At 47.9% G+C, this 20,318-nt stretch carries 16 protein-coding genes; 2 read left to right on the forward strand and 14 right to left on the reverse strand.

Features of this window, described 5'->3' with window-relative positions:
• Positions 1-145 precede the first annotated feature (145 nt).
• The 3 genes from EDC14_RS17605 to EDC14_RS17615 form a co-directional block, all read right to left on the reverse strand.
• Positions 146-985, reverse strand: coding sequence for a carbohydrate ABC transporter permease (locus EDC14_RS17605; RefSeq protein ID WP_132015627.1), 840 nt, complete (start codon positions 983-985; stop codon positions 146-148).
• 4 nt (positions 986-989) lie between these two features.
• Positions 990-1,937 carry a carbohydrate ABC transporter permease gene (locus tag EDC14_RS17610; RefSeq protein ID WP_132015628.1) on the reverse strand — a complete coding sequence of 316 codons (948 nt, stop codon included), beginning with the start codon at positions 1,935-1,937 and terminating at the stop codon, positions 990-992.
• Between the two features lie 65 nt (positions 1,938-2,002).
• Entirely contained in the window at positions 2,003-3,331 is a 1,329-nt protein-coding gene (locus tag EDC14_RS17615) for an ABC transporter substrate-binding protein (RefSeq protein WP_165908104.1), read from the reverse strand.
• 248 nt (positions 3,332-3,579) lie between these two features.
• On the opposite strand from EDC14_RS17615, the gene EDC14_RS17620 reads away from it, so the two are divergent.
• Together EDC14_RS17620 and EDC14_RS17625 are read left to right on the forward strand one after the other, a co-directional pair.
• Positions 3,580-4,332, forward strand: coding sequence for a response regulator transcription factor (locus EDC14_RS17620; RefSeq protein ID WP_132015630.1), 753 nt, complete (start codon positions 3,580-3,582; stop codon positions 4,330-4,332).
• A gap of 240 nt (positions 4,333-4,572) precedes the next feature.
• Positions 4,573-6,126 carry a sensor histidine kinase gene (locus EDC14_RS17625; protein ID WP_165908105.1) on the forward strand — a complete coding sequence of 518 codons (1,554 nt, stop codon included), beginning with the start codon at positions 4,573-4,575 and terminating at the stop codon, positions 6,124-6,126.
• Positions 6,127-6,585: 459 nt separating this feature from the next.
• On the opposite strand, the gene EDC14_RS17630 is transcribed toward EDC14_RS17625, so the two are convergent.
• From EDC14_RS17630 to EDC14_RS17680, 11 genes are all read right to left on the reverse strand, one after another.
• The gene (locus EDC14_RS17630; RefSeq protein ID WP_132015632.1) at positions 6,586-6,990 is read right to left on the reverse strand and encodes a hypothetical protein; all 405 of its coding nucleotides are present in this window, start codon (positions 6,988-6,990) and stop codon (positions 6,586-6,588) included.
• A gap of 446 nt (positions 6,991-7,436) precedes the next feature.
• Positions 7,437-10,187, reverse strand: a complete 2,751-nt coding sequence (locus EDC14_RS17635) for a methyl-accepting chemotaxis protein (protein WP_243662996.1) — start codon at positions 10,185-10,187, stop codon at positions 7,437-7,439.
• A 57-nt stretch (positions 10,188-10,244) separates the two neighbouring features.
• Positions 10,245-10,748, reverse strand: a complete 504-nt coding sequence (locus EDC14_RS17640; protein ID WP_132015634.1) for a chemotaxis protein CheW — start codon at positions 10,746-10,748, stop codon at positions 10,245-10,247.
• Between the two features lie 1,706 nt (positions 10,749-12,454).
• A complete protein-coding gene (locus EDC14_RS27875; RefSeq protein ID WP_132015635.1) occupies positions 12,455-13,615 on the reverse strand; it encodes a site-specific integrase in 1,161 nt (386 codons plus the stop codon).
• 406 nt (positions 13,616-14,021) lie between these two features.
• A complete protein-coding gene (locus tag EDC14_RS17650; protein WP_132015664.1) occupies positions 14,022-14,762 on the reverse strand; it encodes an ABC transporter permease in 741 nt (246 codons plus the stop codon).
• A complete protein-coding gene (locus EDC14_RS17655; protein WP_132015636.1) occupies positions 14,762-15,598 on the reverse strand; it encodes an ABC transporter ATP-binding protein in 837 nt (278 codons plus the stop codon). The genes EDC14_RS17650 and EDC14_RS17655 overlap by 1 nt, the downstream gene beginning before the upstream one ends.
• Before the next feature lie 27 nt (positions 15,599-15,625).
• On the reverse strand, positions 15,626-16,414 hold the full coding sequence (locus EDC14_RS17660) for an ABC transporter ATP-binding protein (RefSeq protein ID WP_132015637.1): 789 nt from the start codon (positions 16,412-16,414) through the stop codon (positions 15,626-15,628).
• A complete protein-coding gene (locus tag EDC14_RS17665; RefSeq protein WP_424337419.1) occupies positions 16,415-17,413 on the reverse strand; it encodes a FecCD family ABC transporter permease in 999 nt (332 codons plus the stop codon). It abuts the gene before it with no gap.
• Between the two features lie 13 nt (positions 17,414-17,426).
• Complete coding sequence (locus EDC14_RS17670) at positions 17,427-18,401, reverse strand: ABC transporter substrate-binding protein (protein WP_132015638.1); 975 nt, start codon at positions 18,399-18,401, stop codon at positions 17,427-17,429.
• Positions 18,402-18,450: 49 nt separating this feature from the next.
• The gene (cobI, locus tag EDC14_RS17675) at positions 18,451-19,155 is read right to left on the reverse strand and encodes a precorrin-2 C(20)-methyltransferase (RefSeq protein WP_132015639.1); all 705 of its coding nucleotides are present in this window, start codon (positions 19,153-19,155) and stop codon (positions 18,451-18,453) included.
• 102 nt (positions 19,156-19,257) lie between these two features.
• The gene (locus EDC14_RS17680; RefSeq protein ID WP_132015666.1) at positions 19,258-20,145 is read right to left on the reverse strand and encodes a sirohydrochlorin cobaltochelatase; all 888 of its coding nucleotides are present in this window, start codon (positions 20,143-20,145) and stop codon (positions 19,258-19,260) included.
• Positions 20,146-20,318 lie beyond the last annotated feature (173 nt).

Genomic DNA, 20,318 nt, shown 5'->3' on the forward strand with positions numbered 1-20,318 from the left:
AGAATTTGTACGAGTGATCCTTTTCAGGACATAGTATACAAGTAAGTGTATCGTTATGGCAACGTTCTACCGCACATTGTGGTCCTCGTTTCGTTACCCGCTCAAATTCTCAGAAACATGGTTATATTTAATTTATAGAGACCCCTTATCCTTTCACGGCCCCTTCGGACAAACCGCTCAAAAAATATCGATTCATGGTTAAATAAACAATAATCATCGGCAAAATCGAAATCATCGTCCCCGCAATCATCAGATTCCAGGAACTCACTCCTTCTCCACCGCCATCTTTTAAGTTGACAATCCCCACAGCCAAAGTTCTTAAATTCGGTTTGGTAAGGGTAAATGCCAAAGGGAGCATAAACGCGTTCCAAGCTTCACGAAATGATAATAAAGCAATGGTTGCATTGATTGGCTTCATAATCGGCATGATGACTCTCCAATAGATTTGAAAGCTGCTACAACCGTCGAGCATCGCTGATTCATCTAGCGATTTGGATATGCCCGAACAGTAACCCATGGCTAAAATGCTATACATCGGTTGCGACCAGGCAATTTGAACAATGATCATTCCCCAGAGCGAGTTCAGAAGGCCGAGATGCTTACAGATGATCACCACTGGAAAAAGTGTTGTCGCTCCGGTTAAAAAGAGGGCCGCTCCAAATGAACTCAACATCAGTTTTTTCCCGACAAAAACCTTCCGGGCCAGAATATAGCCGGTCATTGTCGTCGTAATTAAGATCCCGACGACACTGGCGAGAGAAAAAACCACACTATTGAAAGTATATATCCCAAAATTAACTTTACTGAATGCCTCGATATAATTTTGATAGCGCCAAACCCGCGGAATAATTTGAGCTCCGCCTTGCAGAAATTCCTCAACACTTTTAAAAGAGCCAAAAAAAGCATAAAGAATGGGAAATAACATGAAAACCAATATTCCAATGAGAAAAAAATAAATCAGGAATCGGCATAACTTGCGTATCATATCATCATCCTCCGGTCTCGTCGGCCTCATTTTTGGTAAAATTCATATATAGTAAAGCCACTGCAGCCACGATGATTGTCGCAATGATGCTTACCGCAGAAGCATAACCTTCTTGGGCTACAACACTTCCGCCTCCACCGCCTTCAAAAAAATAGCGATAAATATACATCGTCATTACTTCGGTTTTTCCCGCAGGAGCCCCGTTGGTTATGGCCTTAATACTGTCAAACAACTTCATGGCATCTAATATTGAAAGAGCGGTGATGACCTTAAACAAGTCACCCAACATCGGCAAGGTAATTTTAGTAAAGGTTACAAAGGTATTCGCCCCGTCAATCTGAGCACTCTCATAAATATCGAGCGGGAGCCTCTGCAAGGCCGCTAGAAAAAGAACCATATAAAAGCCAATCCCAAACCATAAACGAAATAAGACAATAATCCATTTCGCGACCCATTCGTTGGAAAACCAATCAATATTCGCAGAAATAAGATGAAGCGTTTTTAAGATAGCGTTCGCAATCCCGTTATCAGTAGCAAACATAAAATAAAAAATAATCCCCATTACCGCCGAACTGGTAATATTCGGCAGAAAATAAGTTACCCGAAAAAAGTTTTTCCCGCGAATTTTCCCGTTTAAAATCACTGCGATTACCAATGCCAGCGGAATTTGCAATAAAGGAATCAGCAAACCGAATTCCACCGTGTTGATAACCGTCTGCCACCACCCAATATCCTGAAAACAGCGCCAGTAATTGAGAAGACCAACCCATTTGGGATCACTAAAACCGTTATACTCAGTAAAGCTATAACCTAAAATATAGAGAATCGGTAAAAAGCCAAACACGATAAATAATACTCCGGTGGGAGCAATCATCAGATAATCACCCAGATGGGTTTTGGAAACTTTTGATGCCGCAGATCCCGAACCATCCGGCTTCATCAATTTATTCATTCCGAATCACCTCTTCTATAAAAAGGTGGGCATCATCAATGCCCACCCCCATCCAAAACAGCTCTTTATTTTTTGATTTCTTTCTTTTTTAAAATCCCATCCGTCAGCGCTTTTTCCAAAGCATCATTGTAACGTTTGTTCAGTTCCCGAATGGCTTTGTCAAAATCGCCTTTGCCCGCATAACTTTTAATAAACTCATCGGTGATGACACGATCCCGGTTATCACCCATCAGTGTAATGGCGGTATGCGGTTCAACGCGCAATGGAATATATTTTGATTCATTGGCCTGTAAATATTGGAAAAGGGCTTTATTCTGCGGCGGGTTTGGTTCAACATTGCTCTTATACGTAATCGGCCCAATATTGAAATCGTAATTGGCGTCAGCGTTCGCAACTAAAAACTGATAGAATTTCTTAGCCGCAGCTCTATTTTTCGAGGCGGCATTAATCACCATTTGCCCTTGATAATAAGCATAGCCTTTTTTAAAGGTTTCGCCTTTTAAAACAGGAACATCGGCGAATCCCCAGTCAGAATTGATCGCTAAAGTAACTCCATAAAGCGCAGTCGTCCAACTCCCATCAAAATACATGCCAATTTTTCCTTCGGCAAATTTGGAACGCAATTGTTCGATTCCCAAAGTTGTTTCCCCCGGATAAAACGAACCATCTTTTTTCATTCCCAGAAAAATATCCAAATACTTTTTATGACCGGAAAAATCAAATTTACCGCTGCGATAGTCATAGCCATATGCGCCGCTTTTATCAGCGGCGACGCTCATCATATCAATAGTACGCCACCAATAATTCCCGATCCCAAGCCCAATTCCAAAGCCATAAAAATCTCCTTTACCAGCGGCTGTTATTTTTTTCGCGTATTCCCGGACCTCCTCAAGTGTTTTGGGCGGATTGTTCGGGCTTAGGCCGGCTTTTTTAAAGAGATCTTTATTATATACAAGTTGGAAAAAGTACTTCACAGCCGGAACGGAATAGATTTTATTTTGATAAAAAAGATCGTTGCATTTAAAAATACCTGGATCTAAATTAGCCTTTAGCTTTTTTGCAATATCATCAACCGGAACAATTACCTTATTGGCGGCATATTGAGCCACTGTGCTAGTACCGGCGGCAGTGTTGGACTCAAATAAATCCGGAGCGTCATTTACGGCCAAAGCCATCTTCAAAGCGTTACCATAATTCTCGCCTTGCAGCTGAACATCGACCACGATATCTTTTTGACTGGCATTAAAGCGTTTTGCAGCTAATGTTAAATAGTTCTCCGTGGCGGTCGCTCTCATCCATGCCTTTAATTTAACCGGTTCTTTCGCTTCTACCAAACAGGAACCCGCCATGATAATAAGCAATACCAAAAATAAAGTATTTATCGCTCTTTTCACTCTTCGTCTCCATCCCTTCGCATTTTTTAAGGTACCTTTAACTAAATTATAAAGATCCCGCCCGCCGACCACAATCTGTGTTCGGATTACAAAAGGTTTCATTTTATCATATTAGGTTTCTTTTTTTGACTGCAAATTTATAAATTCCCAGCTAAATTGATTTTCAAAATATCCGTCGGCGGATGTGGGCATCCATTCTATGATATAATTATAAAGTAAAAGTCTAAAACTCGTGGGGAGGGACATATTTGTATAAGCTCCTCATTGTCGATGATGAATATCAAATTCGTAACGGTTTAGCAACCTATTTTCCATGGAATGAAATTGGTTTTGAAGTAGTGGGACAGGCTGAAAATGGGATCAAAGCCCTGGAGTTTATCCGGACAACTCCGGTCGATATTATCTTAGCCGATATTGTAATGCCGATGATGAACGGCATAGAGTTGGCGAAAGAGCTAAATCAGAGAGACAGCAAGATTAAGTTGATATTCTTAAGCGGTTATCAGGATTTTGAATATGCTCAACAAGCTGTAAATTTGGGGGTTAAAAAGTATATTGTCAAATCAACCAAATTCGATGAACTGGCCCGTGTTTTCTCATCTTTAAAAAAAGAACTCGATCAGGAGTTTTTTCCGGAAAAACCGCTCTCTCAGAATTCACTATCCCAAAGCGGCCAAAATTATAATCAAAAAATTATCGCCTCTGTCAAAAAGTATGTCACTGAAAATTATCAAGAAGCCACATTATATAGTGCCGCCAGCCTCATTAAAATGAATCCGTTTTATCTCAGCCGTTTTTTTAAACAAGAGACCGGAACGAATTTCTCCGATTTTTTGTTGGCGGTGAAGATGCAAAAAGCCACTGAATTTTTGCAAGACGTTTCGCAAAGCATCGATGATGTTAGCAAGGCGGTTGGCTATAATAGTCCCAAAAATTTTACCCGAACCTTTAAAAGTTTTTATGGTAAAAGTCCCCGGGAATTCAGGAAGGAAAATCATTGATCATTCATGAAAAAACTGATGAATTGGCAATTTATCATCAAAAACTTTTGCCGATATTTCGCCCCCGTTTTCTTTCCTTTGATCATCTTGGGCATCTTTCTGAATTTTTCTACCCGGAATTATCTAGTCAATGAAACAAACCGGAAGGATCTCCTCATTTTACAAAATATCCAGAATTATACCGATGAATTCTTTTTGATATTAAACCGGCTCCGGCTTGATTTTGAAATTGAAAACTCCTTGCAAACCTTGTTAGCCAACACTTTACGCCAATCCACCGATAACTTTGAGGCCTTTCAAGCGATCGAACTGTTAAAAAATATCGCTTATAATCATACGAACTACAATTTGGCAGTGAAATCGATTTATTTATATATTGATAACCCTTCGGAGGCATTTATCAGTTCCGACCAGGGCTACTCCCGGATTCGAGATTATTATGACCCTTTATGGCTTAAAAGTTATCAATTGCTCCGGAATACTTCCCAAAACACATGGGTAGAAACACGTAAAGTGAATGACTCTACTTTCTCCTCTCTCAATCAGAAAAAAATCATCACAATTTTTCAGAAATTTTCCCAATCCATCAGTAGTAAAAATGCCGGAGTCATTGTTTTAAACATATCCCGGAACAACCTGCTTGCCAAAATCAAGTCGATCCCGCAGATCAAAAACCAGACTATCATGATCTGTGATAACCAAAATCAACCCATTCTCGTCACCGGAAAGCAAGTTGTCATGGAGCAAACAACGATCGATAAGATTTTTAAGTCTGAAGATAGTTTATTTCACATCGGTTCCCGCTCCTATATTGCTACGAAAAGAGTCGTATCCAATTATAAGTGGGGTTTAATCATTCTCACTCCGACCCAACAAGTTTTCAACCGTCCGACGCAACTGGTTTTTTTAACGGTGATGGTCTTTGGCGCATCAATCTTAATCGGTTTATTTATTGCGGCCTACATGACCAAAACCAATTATCAGCGATTGGACGCGATTGTAAAAACCTTTCAGTCGGCTGAAACCGGCAAACATTTTCCCCAACCATCGCCGCAAATGAAGGATGAATATGATTTTATCCTCCAAAATATTATTACCACCTTTGTGGAGCAGAAGTTTTTGAAAACCCAATTAGCTGAAAAAATGTACCGGTTAAAATATCTAGAGTTACTGGCACTACAAGCCCAGATCAATCCGCATTTTTTATTTAATACTCTTAAAACGATTTACTGGATGAACCTGGCGCAAACATCCGGAAAACCCAGCAATGTCAGCCGGATGATTGAAAATTTAAGCGACATTCTTTATTATGCTTTGGGTAATCCTGAGAAGCTGGTGACCTTGGAGGCAGAGATTAAAAATTGTATCAGTTACATCGAGATTCAATCCGAACGCTATCCCGATAAATTTGAGGTTTTTTGGGATTATGATGAATCCATCCTGGAGAACCAGGTCCCCAAATTAATTTTGCAACCTTTAATCGAAAACAGCATTTATCATGGCATTAAAGAAAAGATGGGGCGTTGCGTTTTGAAGATTCGCATATCCCTCCATAACGATCGGATCAAAATTGCGGTGCTGGATAACGGGATTGGAATCACTCCGGAAAAATTAAAGGAAATTCGCGCCCGTTTTTCTCAAAAAACGGATTCATCCGAGCATATCGGCCTTATCAATACTTACAAACGGCTGTCCTTGGTATATAATGAAAATTTCAAAATGGTCATCCGAAGTAAATATCAATCCGGTACGGTCGTATTCATCGATTTACCGAGGAATTTTTCCGCATCGTAGTTTCCTTGCGATTTATGTTGGTAACCTCTGGGACCAATTGGAACGATTCGCCTTACTGCAAGCTGCAGGAATTTCCCGTCATTTTTGCTTCGCTGAACGACCCCAAAGCCCGGCGGGATCTAAAAATTCAAAACAAGCCCGATGACTGAAGTTCACCAGACTTTTTTGACCGTTGCCCCGCTGGCTCAACCCCGCTTTGGGTGGGACGTTTACTTTCTTTGGCGGTTCATCGTTTCAGATGAACAAAAAGGGTAAAAAACAAACGCCTCCGTTTCTCTTTTTGGGCATCCGTCAAAGCGCATCCGTCGCGGGTCACGAATAGATCTCCGTTATTATAACCTTTGGTCGGTGATACCGAATTCGCGCCAGGTGGATTTGGGGAAGAGCCGTTTCACTTGGGCGGGTGGGAGCTGGAAAGTTGAGGCGTGGCGGGATGATTCCCTTCTGATTTTACGCAATTTAGCCGCACTTCCCCGACTTATCCACAACCAAAACCATCAACCACGTTAAACGGATCCGTTTATCCACAAAAACAGCTCGCTTATCCACAAAAAGAGCTTGCTGAACGACTGAGCGAGCTCTCTCATTCACAAAAACAGCTCGCTTATCCACAAAAAGAGCTTGCTGAACGACTGAGCGAGCTCTCTCATTCACAAAACAAGCTCGCTCATCCACAAAAAGAGCTTGCTGAACGACTGAGCAAGCTCTCTCATTCACAAAACCAGCTCGCTCATCCACAAAAAGAGCTTGCTGAACAACTGAGCGAGCTCTCTCATTCACAAAACCAGCTCGCTTATCCACAAAAAGAGCTTGCTGAACGACTGAACAAGCTCTCTCATTCACAAAACCAGCTCGCTCATCCACAAAAAGAGCTTACCCGGCGACTGAATGAGCTCTCTCATTCACAAAACCAGCTCGCTCATCCACAAAAAGAGCTTGCTGAACGACTGAATGAGCTCTCTCATTCACAAAACCAGCTCGCTCATCCACAAAAAGAGCTTACCCGGCGACTGAATGAGCTCTTTCAGTCACCCAAAGCGATCCGTCACTCGCAAAATGAGCTCTTTCGGCTCCTCAACCCGGTCACGCATCCGCAAAGCGACGCCAAAAAACAGAGAGCCCATCCTTTGAGCTCTCGGCATCGTGGCGATTACAGCTTTGAAACTTCATGAAAACAACGCTAACGCTTTTAAAGCAATCTTTTCAGCAGCCTTCACCGGACTAAAGACCGGCTTCATCCCTTCCTTCACTGAGCTTGTTGTATTCACCCCGGCTTTCAGGATTATCCCGAGCTTTATCTCGAGTACCGTTTAATACTTCCCATCGTCGAACGGCATCCTGGCGGAGATCTTCTGCTCCGCCGGTTTGGGCAGCTTGCGCGTCTCCGTTTGAGACGCCGGACGCTCGACTGCGTTTTTCAACTTAAACCGCTGCACCATTTCTTTGAGCATCTCGGCCTGACCGGCCAGTTCCTCACTGGTCGCCGCGCTTTGTTGCGAGGTTGCGGTATTGGTCTGGGTCACTTGGGCAATCTGGTTGATTCCCTGATTAACCTGGGAAATCCCCGTGGCCTGTTCATTAGAGGCAATCGCAATATCCCTTACCAGATCGGCGGCTTTGGTGATGCCGTTCACAATCCGTTCCAAGGATTCGGCGGTTTCATTGGCGATCCGGGTCCCCGCTTCCACCCTTTGAATCGAGCTTTCAATCATTCCCGTCGTTTCTTTGGCGGCGTTGGCGCTCCGGGCCGCCAGATTACGCACTTCCTCGGCCACTACGGCGAATCCCTTGCCGTGTTGGCCGGCCCGGGCCGCTTCCACCGCCGCGTTGAGCGCTAAAATATTGGTCTGGAAGGCTATTTCATCAATGACCTTAATGATCTTGGAAATATTGGTCGACGATTCATTGATCGTCTTCATCGACTCCAGCATCTTTTGCATTTGTTCATTCCCGGCCCGTGCTTGCTCCTGGGCTTCTTTGGCCAGATGATTGGCTTGGGTGGCGCTTTCCGCGTTCCGTTTGGTCTGGGTCGCGATCTCGGTCATCGACGAAGTAATCTCCTCCGTGGTGCTGGCCTGCTCCGAAGCGGCCTGTGACATCACCTGGCTGGAGGCGGAGACTTGTTGGGCACCACTTGCCACTTGACTGGAGGCACTGTGGAACTCTCCCAATACCTCATTAAACGAGTCAATGGTTTTATTGACCGCTTGGGCAAGGATGGCATGATCGCCCCGATAATTCTCACTGACTTCGACGGTCAGGTTGCCGGTAGCCATCTCCTGCAATACTTCGGAAGTCTCATCGATCGGCTCGATAATGGCATCGAGCGACCGGTTGAACCCGCCGACAATTTCTCGGTAGCCGCCTTCAAATTGTTCGCTGTTGCCGCGAATCTTCAAATCACCGCCTACCGCCGCCTCGCTGATCCGGTTCACCTCGGCGATCAGGTCCCGGATGGCTTGCATCATCTTCATCACGGCCGGCACCATCTGGTCGTTTTCTGAACGTTTCCCGGTCTTTCGCAACTCTTCCAGACGGCTGATATCCCCTTCGGATACCTTGATAAAATAATCCTGGATGGTCAGCAACTGCGAACGGACCAGGTTAATATTTTCAGCGAACTGGCGGAGCATCCCCTGATACTTGTCGGCTTGGATGGCTGACGTATAATCATTGACACTCAGCTTCTGCAAGATTTCATTCGCGTCGTTCAGGGGCAAAATGATCGCGTCCAAGGTTTCATTGATGCCGGTCACAATTTTCCGGTAATCCCCGTCGTGACGCTCCGCGTCGGCCCGTACCGACAAGTCGCCCTCGATGGCCGCTCCGGCCAGCATGTTGATATCCTCGATGACATGGTGAATGTTTTGCGCCATGATATTCAGATTTTGCGTTAATACGTCCTGCTCCGATTTCATGGTCAATCGGACGTTGAGATCCCCGCCGGCGATTTGTTTGGCGGCCGAGGCTTTCTCGCGCAGGTCCTCGGTAATGTTTTGAACCGCGTGCGCTAATTTGCCAATTTCATCGGACCGGGCCAAAAATACTTCCGGGGCGTTGATTTCTAAATTACCGATTGCGACTCCCCCTAAGTGAGCGACGGCTATCTCGATCGGGTTACTGATTTGATATGCCAAAAAATAACTGATTACTCCGCCCACCACCAGAAAAATCAAGGAAATGAGCAGGACGATATTCCGCATATGATTCAGCGAAGCAAACACTTCACTTTTCGGCGTGGTCAGCGCCAGCGACCAACCGGTGCCGGGAACCGGGCAAAAGGCGATATATTTCACCACTCCCTGATAACGATACTCGGCGGCTCCTTTTTCTCCGGCGACCATCCTGCGTTCAGCATTCGCCAATTCCTGCAACCCGGGATCGGTTTTAACATCTTCGAAAATATTATCCTGTTTCATTACTTTTTCGCGATCATAATGCGCGATGCTGGTCCCTTGTTTATTGATCATAAAAGCTTTTCCTTCTTTGCCGTAACCGACATCCGCGATGATTTTACTTAGCCCGTCTCCGTCACTGCTTAATAACAGGACGCCGATAATTTTTTGGGCCTTATTTTTAAGGGGTACTCCTTGAATAACTACCATTTTGCCGGTGGTCTTACTGAGCAGCGGATCGGAGATGGCGTCCCGGCCTTGCATGATTTGCTTGAAATACTCCCGGTCCGCTATATTCACGGTATCTCCGTCCGTATTCCAGCCGTCGCCGCGGGTATCGGCGACCGTCATGCTGACATGGCCGCTATCCTCGGTGACTTTCGTTAAAAGCGCCATGATTTTATCCTTGTTCCCGGTAAAATCTTGAAACAGATCGACCTCGGCCAGGGATTTGAGCTGGCTGAAATACTTACTAATCCGACCTTCAACGGTATTGGCGGCTTGAGAAGTGATTTCTTGTAAAGATTGATCCAGGTTCGTCTTCATTCCGGCTGAAGTAATCAAATACGAGCTCGCCGCCAGTCCGATACATACCGCGGTAATAATCGCCACGACTGAGACGGTGATTTGGAGTTTGATACTGTTAAATTGCAGTCTTTTTTTCATCGGTTTATGCTCCTTCATCTTTGTATTCCTTCCATGAGTAGCCCGGCTTGGATCAGCTTAAGCCTGTGCCGTAAGGGCATCCCACTCCGCGACCGTTGCGCCGTTTACCAATCGATCGCAATCAAGCAGCAATTTTACCTGTTCCCCCACCTTCCCGATAGCTTTCATAAACCGGTTAGCCGCCACCCCCTGCAGCGAAGGCGGCATAACGATATCTTGCTCGGGAATGGTGGTGACTTCGGCAACTTCATCCACAATCAGCCCTAAAGTGACCGCTCCCGAATGGACAATAATAATGCACGTTCGATCATGATAAGCGCGGTTTTCTTTTCGAAAGCGGATCCGCACATCCATCACCGGGACTATTCTCCCCCGCAAATTGATGATCCCTTTCATGAAGTCGGGAAGCTCGGGAAGCTCTGTAATGGGTTGCAACCCGACAATCTCCGTAACATAATGAATGTCGAGCCCGTAAGTCTCTTCCCCGATCAGGAAGGTCAGAAACTTATCTTTCTGAGTATCTTCCTCCGATTCGTTTGAGATCAGCAGTCCATTCTCCATTTTTTCCTCCCCCAATTCTTTTTTTGCTTTGCAGTATATAGGCCATCTAACGAACGAAATCGTGTTCATTTTGGGCGCAATATTTTGAAATGATCTTGCAAACTCATACGTAACCAGGTTTTACAGAAACATTTTTGGAATCAGACTGATCCTTGCCGCGCTAATTGTCTAAAACCTGACCTCCCCCCCTGTCCCCTCCCCGGCGGTATTTCATCCGTGAACCGCCGGACTTTATCCTTCCTGGACATGGCCCGGCGGTATTTCATCCGTGAACCGCCGGACTTTATCCTTCCTGGACATGGCCCGGCGAAGTTATTTCTGATGGTAGAATCGACGGGGAGGGGTGGATTGCCACAAACTATTGCCTATTTTGGGTTTCATCTTTGGCCTATTTCCGTAGATTTGATTCACGTAAAGACTTACCTTTTGCATAAGCATTGGCCCAAGTTTCAAACGATTGACCCCTCCCCGTCGAATAAGCTGTCAGAATTAACTGCGCCGGGGAGGGGACCGGGGAGAGGTCGCTTTTGGGCTTGCTTTATCTCTCTATTGATCCCCAAAACCTTTTTGGTTCCGGCTTCGCCGGGATAGGATGAATTCAATAATCCGAACCAGCTTTTCCAGCCTTAAAAGCCATGTGATAAAGTCTTTCGAAATGAGATCAGCATACAAAAAGGTTAAATATCGACTTTATCATTGCTTTTCTGAGCTTTTGTGTTCACCCTGACCTTCGGGCAGGTTTATCACAACGCTTTTAAAGCATGGCTGGAAAAGGGTAAAGAGTGGAATTTATTTCATCTTATCCAGCAAAGAAAATATGTCGCCAAGTTTTTTGTTCGGAATATTTAGTGCGACATATATAGCTCCGCTCACTCACGAAAGGGATTGAAAGATAAGTCATGACGCCGCTGGACCTAACCCTCGCCCTTCCCCGGAGCAGCCTATGAAAGAAGATGTTTCAAGGGGAAGGGTAACCTTGGGCTTCGAATTCTAAGAGCTGCCTTATGACTTTTTTTAAGCAGAAACCGATGCTTTCGCAATGAAAGCATTTAGAGATCAGCGGCCATGGTTACCCTTCCCGTCGAACCGGCTTCCCTGAACAACTTCTCTAGGGAAGGGCGTGGGTTAGGTCCAAACCCCTATCATGCCTTGGTATTTTCCTGCGGAGCTATATGTTGCAACAAGTTTTTGTACATTCAAAATCATTGCAACATATTTCCTTGATTCATAGGTTGAAATAAATACCGTGATTTGCCCTTTTCCAGCCATGCTTCACGGATGGAAAAGCTTACTCAAATATTTATCTCATCCTATATATATATGTTGCAATAAGTTTTTGTACATCCAAAATCATTGCAACATATTTCCTTGATTCATAAGTTGAAATAAATACCGTAAATTTCCCTTTTCCAGCCATGCTTCACGGATGGAAAAGCTTACTCAAATATTTATTTCAACTTATATAGCATCTTTTTTATTCATCCGGTGGTTAAATGTGTGAATACCAATTTTGGAAAACGCGGTAAAGCATCACCATTTTCCAAAACTCCTTTCGATGTATTGAATCACCGGAGTAGTAAAAGAACGTTAATGTGAATAAACGGCGTTTTAATGGGGAACACAACCATTGGCGGTGTAACTTTGCATGCCGCAGTTTGTTCGAAACTACGTTATGCTGTCTGGAGGATGTTGATTTTACTCATGTTTCAAACAGAAACGACGGAGGCGGCGACGGCGAATGGGGTAAATTCCATGAATGTAGTATGCATCTCGTTGAGCTTGTCAATGGCGATTCTTTTTTGCTCCATGAGCGAGTGCGCATAGATATTCAGGGTTATGGAGACATTGGAATGCCCCAAGATCTCGCTAAGCGTCTTGATATCAACGCCCAGCTCCAGAGCTCGTGTTGCAAAGGTATGTCGGATCGCGTGAAATTTGCGATCTTTTACCCCTGCGTTTGCCAATACCTTTTTATAAAGCTTTTGATACGTTCGCGGATCGATTGGTGTTTGAGAATCCGAAAGAAGATAGCAGTTTTCGTTGGCGGTGGACAGCTTCCATTCATCGGACAGCTTCAGCAGGAAATCAGGCAGCGGGATTTTTCTGACCGATTTCTGGCTTTTCGGCGCGCCGATGAGCAATGCCGTTTTATTTTTATCCTGCAGAAAGTTTTTGGTCCGGGATACCGTCCTCATGATGGACATGGTTCCGGCTTCCATATCGATGTCGCTCCATTTCAGCGCGCAGAGTTCGCCGAGACGGATTCCCGTATAAAAGCAGAGCAATATTCCCAGCTCCCGTCTATCGCCAAAATCCAGGGCCGCGTTTTCGACCAGCCGCTGTTCTTTTATGGAAAAAACCTGCGCCGCCACATTTTTTGTCTTCGGAAGCTTGACGGTTTCCAATACGGACGAGTACTCCGCCGAACCTTTCAAGATTTCTTTCAGCGCCGTTTTAAAAATCGTCAGGATTTTTCTTTTGTAGGATTCAGAAAGCGAATGATTATCCTTGATCGATTTTTCAAACCGGGCAACCGAAAGCTCCGTGAGACAGTCATTTCCCGCGCTTTTGAAAAAAGGGATTACGTACTTTTGCATACAGCAGTAATAGTTTTCATAAGTGGAGGGTTTGACCCGATCGAAAACACCGCTCTTTAACCAAAATTCAAACAACCCGGCCGCGCTTTGGATCGTACCGGGCATTTTTGCCTTACGAACCTTTAGGTGTTCCCGGTAATTTTTCTTCTTTTCCCTGACTTCCTTGTAGGTTTTAGCGTAGACATACTGATATTTCCCGTCCGGCTTCAGAATGCGCCCTTCCCAGCGCCCATCCTTGCGTTTATAAACGTTTTCGCCTCTTCGCGGCATCTTCAAATACTCCCTTCAAATTCTGACGTTAAAACTGACGGCGATTGGTTCGTCCTATACCGGAACTATCCGATATCTCCTCATTTAAATATATCAGGATATGTATTTTTAGGCTATTTTTTTCAATTTTGCGTATAAAATTTATTAAATATTATTCGAAATGTGTCGATATAGGATAATAAAAGCAGTCGTAGTTTCGAACAAACTGCGGCCTTTTTTGTAATAAAAAAGAGACTGGCCCAAAAGCAATACAGGGCCAGTCTTTTTATGTAAGAACATGAAATAATCGAAAAAATTTTATGAAAATGGCAAAATGTCGAGTGAAAAGGATCAACAATAAAAAATCTGTATCCAGTTAACCTCCGCAAAAAATACGTAGGAATGATCGGGGTTAGGTCTCGCGGGTTTACTCCCGCACTTTCTTTAGGAGCAGGATCCCGGTTCCTAAAAACAAACCAAGATAAAACACCAGGGCCAGCACTGCCAGGCCCGGTGTCTCCCCTCCCAAACCGCTCATTCGCAGCGCATAGCTGGCGTGCGTAAGCGGCAGCAACTCAATCCCCCAACGGAAGAGGGCCGGCAAGCGGTTAGCGGAGAAAAAGGTGGCGCAAAGAAACGACATCGGCGTCAGCACGTAGGTGCTGAAATTGCTCATTTCCTCGTGCGAATTCATCAACATGGCCGCAACCAGCCCCAGCGCGGCAAAGACGGCGCAATTCAAAAATAAGGCCAGCAGAAACCAGCCGTTTAGCGACAAATGGGCGCCAAAAAAATACGCTAGAACGATAATCACCGCCGAAGCGATCAACCCTCTTAAAACGCCGGCCAGAACTTTTCCCAATGCATACGAACTGGCGCTGATCGGGGCCAGCAGGTATTCTTCCAGCGTCTTATGGTACAACCGGCTCATGTTTACCGGAGTGCCCACGGCGTTAAAACTGATGATCATCGAATTCAAAGCGATAATCCCCGGTACGATGAAGTCGAGATAATTGCTATGGCTTACCTCGATATTGCGGCCAAGCCCCCAGCCAAATGCGACCAGATATAAAACGGGCGAGATCATTCGCGCCAGAATATACCGGCCCAAGCGCCGTTTCAGCACCATCCAATCCCGCCAAAAAACCGTTCCCATGCCGGCCAGCATCATTCGGTCACCTTCCTGCCCGTGAGCTCCACAAACACATCCTCAAGATTGGGCCGGCGAAGCGTCGCCGCCGCAGCGAGGCCGCCGGCAAACTGCGCCGCCTCAGTCCGGTCCTCAAAGAACCGGCTGTTGAGTTTGTCATTCTCATGCCACTCCACCACATATTCGCCGAACCTCCGGCAAAGCACGCGCGGTGAATCCAGCGCGATGAGCTTGCCGTGATCCAGTATCGCGACCCGCTGGCAAAGATTTTCGGCTTCCTCAATATAATGGGTCGTCATTACCACGGTAAGCCCGGCATCGGCCATGCCGCGGATTAACCCCCATAATCTCCGGCGGACCTGGGGATCCAGGCCGACGGTCGGCTCATCGAGAAACAGGATCCGCGGACGGTGCAACAGTGCCCGGGCGATCATCAGCCGCCGTTTCATTCCGCCCGAAAAGGTTTGAACCATATCGGCGCCCCGTTCCTCCAATTCGACCAGCCGGAGCAGTTCCTCCGTTCTTTGCCGGCGGATGGCCGCGGGGAGCTGATGCAACCTGCCGTGCAGTTCCAGATTTTCTCTGGCCGTCAGCTCAATGTCCAGGTTCAGATGCTGGGGCACCACGCCGATCATCGCTTTAATCCGCCGTTCGTCCTTAAGCGGGCAATGATCGATGGTGACGTGGCCGGCGCTGGGCCGGGTCAGCATGGTTAGGACCCGGATCGTCGTGGTTTTGCCTGCCCCGTTGGGCCCCAGCAAGCCAAACAGCTCTCCCCTGGCGACCGATAAATTCAAATTATCGATGGCCGTTCTGTCGCCATAGCGCTTCGTCAATCCGACGATTTCGATCATGGTTTGCTTCCCGTTCTCTTCCTAAATTTATAGTGGAGCGACCAACCGCCGGGGCAGGCAGACGGGCCGGCCCTGGCTATCCGGCCAAATATCGGCTTCCACGCCGAACACCTCGCAAAGCATCCGCGGGGTGATAACATCCGCGGGAGGACCCGCCGCGTACAGATTCCCCCGCGCCAATACCGCCACCGTATCCGAATAACGGGCCGCGCAATTCATATCGTGCAGCACCATGACGATGGTAATCCGCTGCGCTTCATTTAAGCGCCGCAGCAGCTCCATAATCTCCAGCTGATGGCAGATGTCCAGATGGGTCGTTGGTTCGTCCAACAGCAAAACGCGCGGTTTTTGAGCCAAAGCCATGGCGATCCAGGCCCGTTGCCGTTCCCCGCCCGACAGGGTATTGACTTGTCGCGAGGCCAGGGACGACAATTTCATCTGACCCAGGGCCCATTCCAAAACTCTCCGGTCTTCCGCCGCGTCGCCGCCCCGCCAGTTTTGGTGGGGAAACCGGCCGTATTCGACCAGCTCCCGTACAGTCAGGTCGTTGGGCGCGCGGGAACCCTGATGCAACATCGCCAACTGGCGGGCCAATTTTTTGGCGCCGCAATCCCGAATATCGCCCCCGTCCAGCAGGACCGAGCCTTCCAGCGGCTTTAGATTGCGCGCCAATGTTTTCAGCAGGGTACTCTTGCCGGAACCGTTCGGACCGATAATCGATAGAATCATCCCTTGCTCCACAGCCAGGGACAATTCGCGGATCACGGTCCGGTCTCCAAAGCCTGCCGCTAGTTTCTCCGCGGCCAATAGGGCCATCTATGCTTCCCTCCTTAACAAGTAGAGGAAAAAAGGCGCGCCCAGAAAAGCCATGATGATTCCCGTCGGCAGTTCAACGGGGGCGAACAACGTGCGCGCCAAGGTATCGCTGAGAATGACCACTGTCATTCCGAGCAGCGCCGCGGCGGGCAGCAAAAAGCGATGATCGGAGCCGATCAACAACCGGGCCATATGGGGCACGATGAGACCGACAAACCCCAGCAGCCCCACAACGCTGACGGCGCTGGCGGCCAGTAACGCCGCGACCGCGGTCAGCAGCAATCTCGTCCGTTCAACCGGCAAGCCCAATCCTTGGGCCGCTTCGTCTCCCAGATTGAGTACATTTAGTTTTTTCGCGCCCAGGAATGCCAGAATGCCGCCAAAGACCGAATACGGCAAGATGATATGAAAATGTGGCCAGCTTCTGGCCGTTAATCCGCCAACCATCCACAAAAGGGCTCCGTGAACCCGATCGCTATAAAACACCAAAAGGGCCGAGATGCCCGATCCCAAAAAGGCCGAAACCGCCACCCCGGCCAAAACCATTCTCATCGGCCGGATACCGCCTTTCCAGGCCAGGATATAGATGAGGCAAGCGGCGCCCATGGCTCCGATAAAAGCGATGGGCGTCAGCAGGTATTCCATTTTGGGCAAAAGCACGAGGACAACGATTCCGGCCAGTCCGGCTCCGGAAGAAATTCCGATAATATGGGGATCGGCCAACGGGTTTTTCATCACCGCTTGCAAAATGGCTCCCGCCAGAGCCAGATTCATGCCAGTCAACGCTCCGACCAAGATCCGCGGCAACCGGATGTTCCAGATGATTTTCGCCTGGACGTCGGCAGCGGGGGCGCTAATACCCCGGATGATTTCCGCCGGCGGAATATTCACGGCGCCCTTCATCAGGCTGATGCCGATGCTGGCGATGGCCAGGATGGCAAAGCCCAGGATGGCGCTCCCGCGCCAAAGCCTTCTATTTAAATCTTTGCCGGAATGAATCGAGTAGCTTCTCCTATTGGACACTGCCGTAAACCTCGGGATAAGCCAATTTCGCCATGTATGCCGCGGATTCGGGGATGCGGAGGCCGGGATTCAGCAAGAAAAGTTCCGACGGCAAAAAGGCCACTTTTTTATGGCGCACCGCCCGCAATGTGGACCAGGCCGAATTGTTTTCCACATCGAGCCGCAGCGTATTTTCGATCTCCGCTGTTTTGCCCATGGTCACGATGAAGATCAGATCGGGGTCGCTCTCCACCAACTTTTCCAAGCTGTAAGGCGTCAGATCCGCCCCGCTGTCAAAGGGCCTGCTGCCGGCGGCGACGTTCTGCAGCCGCAACAGTTTGGCGGTGTTGCCGGCGATGCTGTTTTCCAATTCCAGGCTCACGCTTTTGGAGGTAGCACGGAGGATGGCGACCTTGGTGATCTGGTTGGGAAGCTTAGCGGTGATCATCTTAAGTTTGGCTTTTAAGTTTTGGATCATGGCGGCGGCCTTCTGTTTCGTGCCCGCAATATTGCCGAACAAGGCGATTTTGTCAAACACGTCGTCATAGGTTTTATATTTCAGGACGATCACCGGAATCCGGTTGCTTTCCAATACCGGAACGAGCGCGTCCTGGATGCCCTGCATGGCAATGACCAAATCGGGCTGCAGGGCAACCACCTTTTCCACATTGATATGATAAGCGAAACCGACTTCCGGGATGCTCCGGCCCTGTTTCGGCAAGCGGAGGTCAATACTGGAACTGGGCCTGCCGACGGCCTTGCCGTCCACCGCGTATAAAAGTTCCAGAAAGGATGGGGATAGAACCACGATCCTGCCCGGTTTGCGTCCCAAAACGGTGGTTCGCCCGGCATCGTCGGTTATTTTCAGATATCCGGCTTGCTTATGACTTCCGGACGGGGCCTGCTTGGCCTGCAGGCTGGGTCCGGCCATGATCACGGCCGTCAGCACCATGATGACCAGGCCGCATCGCCAATATTTTTTCAAAAAACTCCGCCTCCTTCTCCCGCCGGCCCTGGATGAACAACAAAGGGCTTCACGCTTTATTTCTGCGCGTCAGGATCGTGGATAAATAATTGATCGTTTGGTCGCCGATCTCAGTTACGTCGCGCACCACTTGCTCGTCCTCCAAACCGCACCGGCTGACCATTACCGCGTTCTCGGCCAATCCGTGCCGTTTTAGCGTCTCGATAAGTTTTTGATAGTTTTTATACACCTTCATCAGTACGACATTGTCCGACCTTGCCAGCACCCGGTCGAGTTGCTCCGGGGTCAGCGTCGCCGGGACAACGCTTAAGGTATCATTCCCTTCGGCCAGCGGATAACCCAGTTTGCTGGCCATGGCGCAAAAAGCCGGCACCCCGGGGATGGTCTCCACGGGGTAACCGCAGTTCTCCAAGAGATGAAAGATATAGATATAGGTACTATAGAACATCGGATCGCCCAATGTTAAAAATACGACTTTTTTCCCCGCCGCCAGCAATTCCAGAATGGTATTTTTATTGTTTTCCCAGGCTTCCGATAAAGTTTCGCCATCAAACACCATCGGGAAAACCAACCTCACGATGGGGACTCCCGCTTTCAAAAAAGGTTGGGCAATGGTCAGTGCCGTGCTTTCATCCTTTTTCTCGGTTTTGGGCGCAATGACGACATCCGCTTGCTGAATCGCCCGAATCGCTTTGACAGTAAGCAGTTCGGGATCACCGGGACCCACGCCGACCCCATAGAATACTCCCGCCATCCATATACCTCGCTGATTTGAACTTCGCCTGCATTCTTGAAAATAGGGCAAAACCAACCCCGGCCGCCCGCGGATAGCGTTGATCCTGCCCTTCAGACTTTGCTATTGAATAACCGGAATGGGCGGCTTGTCCTTGCTCCGCTCCTTATACTTGTTGTCGATGGCGTCCCGCACGTGTTGGACATAAATGTCCTGAACCGCGGGATTTTCACCCAAGCCGTGGAGGTAACTATCCACTTTGAATCCGGCTTTGAGCAGCTGCGATTTGAATGAATCCTCTTCGTCGCCGGCCATATCGTTGTTGGCATGGTCTCCGGCAACCAGCATAAAGGGGACCAGGGTCACTTTCTCAATCCCATTTTGCTTGAGTTTCTCGGTGAGATTTTCAAACGTCGGATAGCCTTCCACCGTGAACACGAACACCTTTTTGAGGCCCGCATCCTCCAGTTTTAATTGCAGCGCGGCATAGGCGGTGTTGGCCGGGTTTACGCCGCCGTGTCCCATCAGGGCGACGGCTTCATGGGCCCCAAGCTTCGGCAGTTGCGCTTGTAAAGCCTTGATGACGATCAAATAATCGTCGGGTTTTTCGCCCTCCTGTCCCGTGTAATAGAGCAGCGGACGGCCCACCGACAGTTTGGCGAAGGCTTTGTCGTAGCTTGACACCGAATTCATGAGTTTTTCATATTCCTCACCGGGCTCGATGTGCAGCGGCTGGATGATTGCTTCGCTGTAACCGTCCGCTTTCAACCGCTCCAATGCTTGCTTTTCGGTGTCAAATTTTAAGCCGCGATCGGCCAGTCTTTGAATGATGATCCGGGAGGTAAAGGCTTCCCGGACTTCATAACCGGGGAAAGCGGCGCGGATTTTCTCCTTCACCGCCGCGGTGGTCACTTGGTGGGTATCCATGTAAGTGGTGCCGAAACTAACGACCAAGATGGCTTTTTTCACTGGCTTTGCCTCCGCGGCGTGAGTTTTTGGCCCAAAAGTCATTCCAAAATTAAAAGTTGTCAAAAGCGCGATCGTGATCAACCAAAAACTTTTTTTCATTGGTATCACTCCTTCATTCTCTGATTACTCTGGAATATCATCCGAATATAGCCGTAGGCCCTGGCATCACCTCCCATCAAGAACTCCTTACGCGGCTCGGGAGGCTCAATATCCAA

It is taken from the genome of Hydrogenispora ethanolica (assembly GCF_004340685.1).
Lineage (GTDB): Bacteria > Bacillota > UBA4882 > UBA8346 > UBA8346 > Hydrogenispora > Hydrogenispora ethanolica.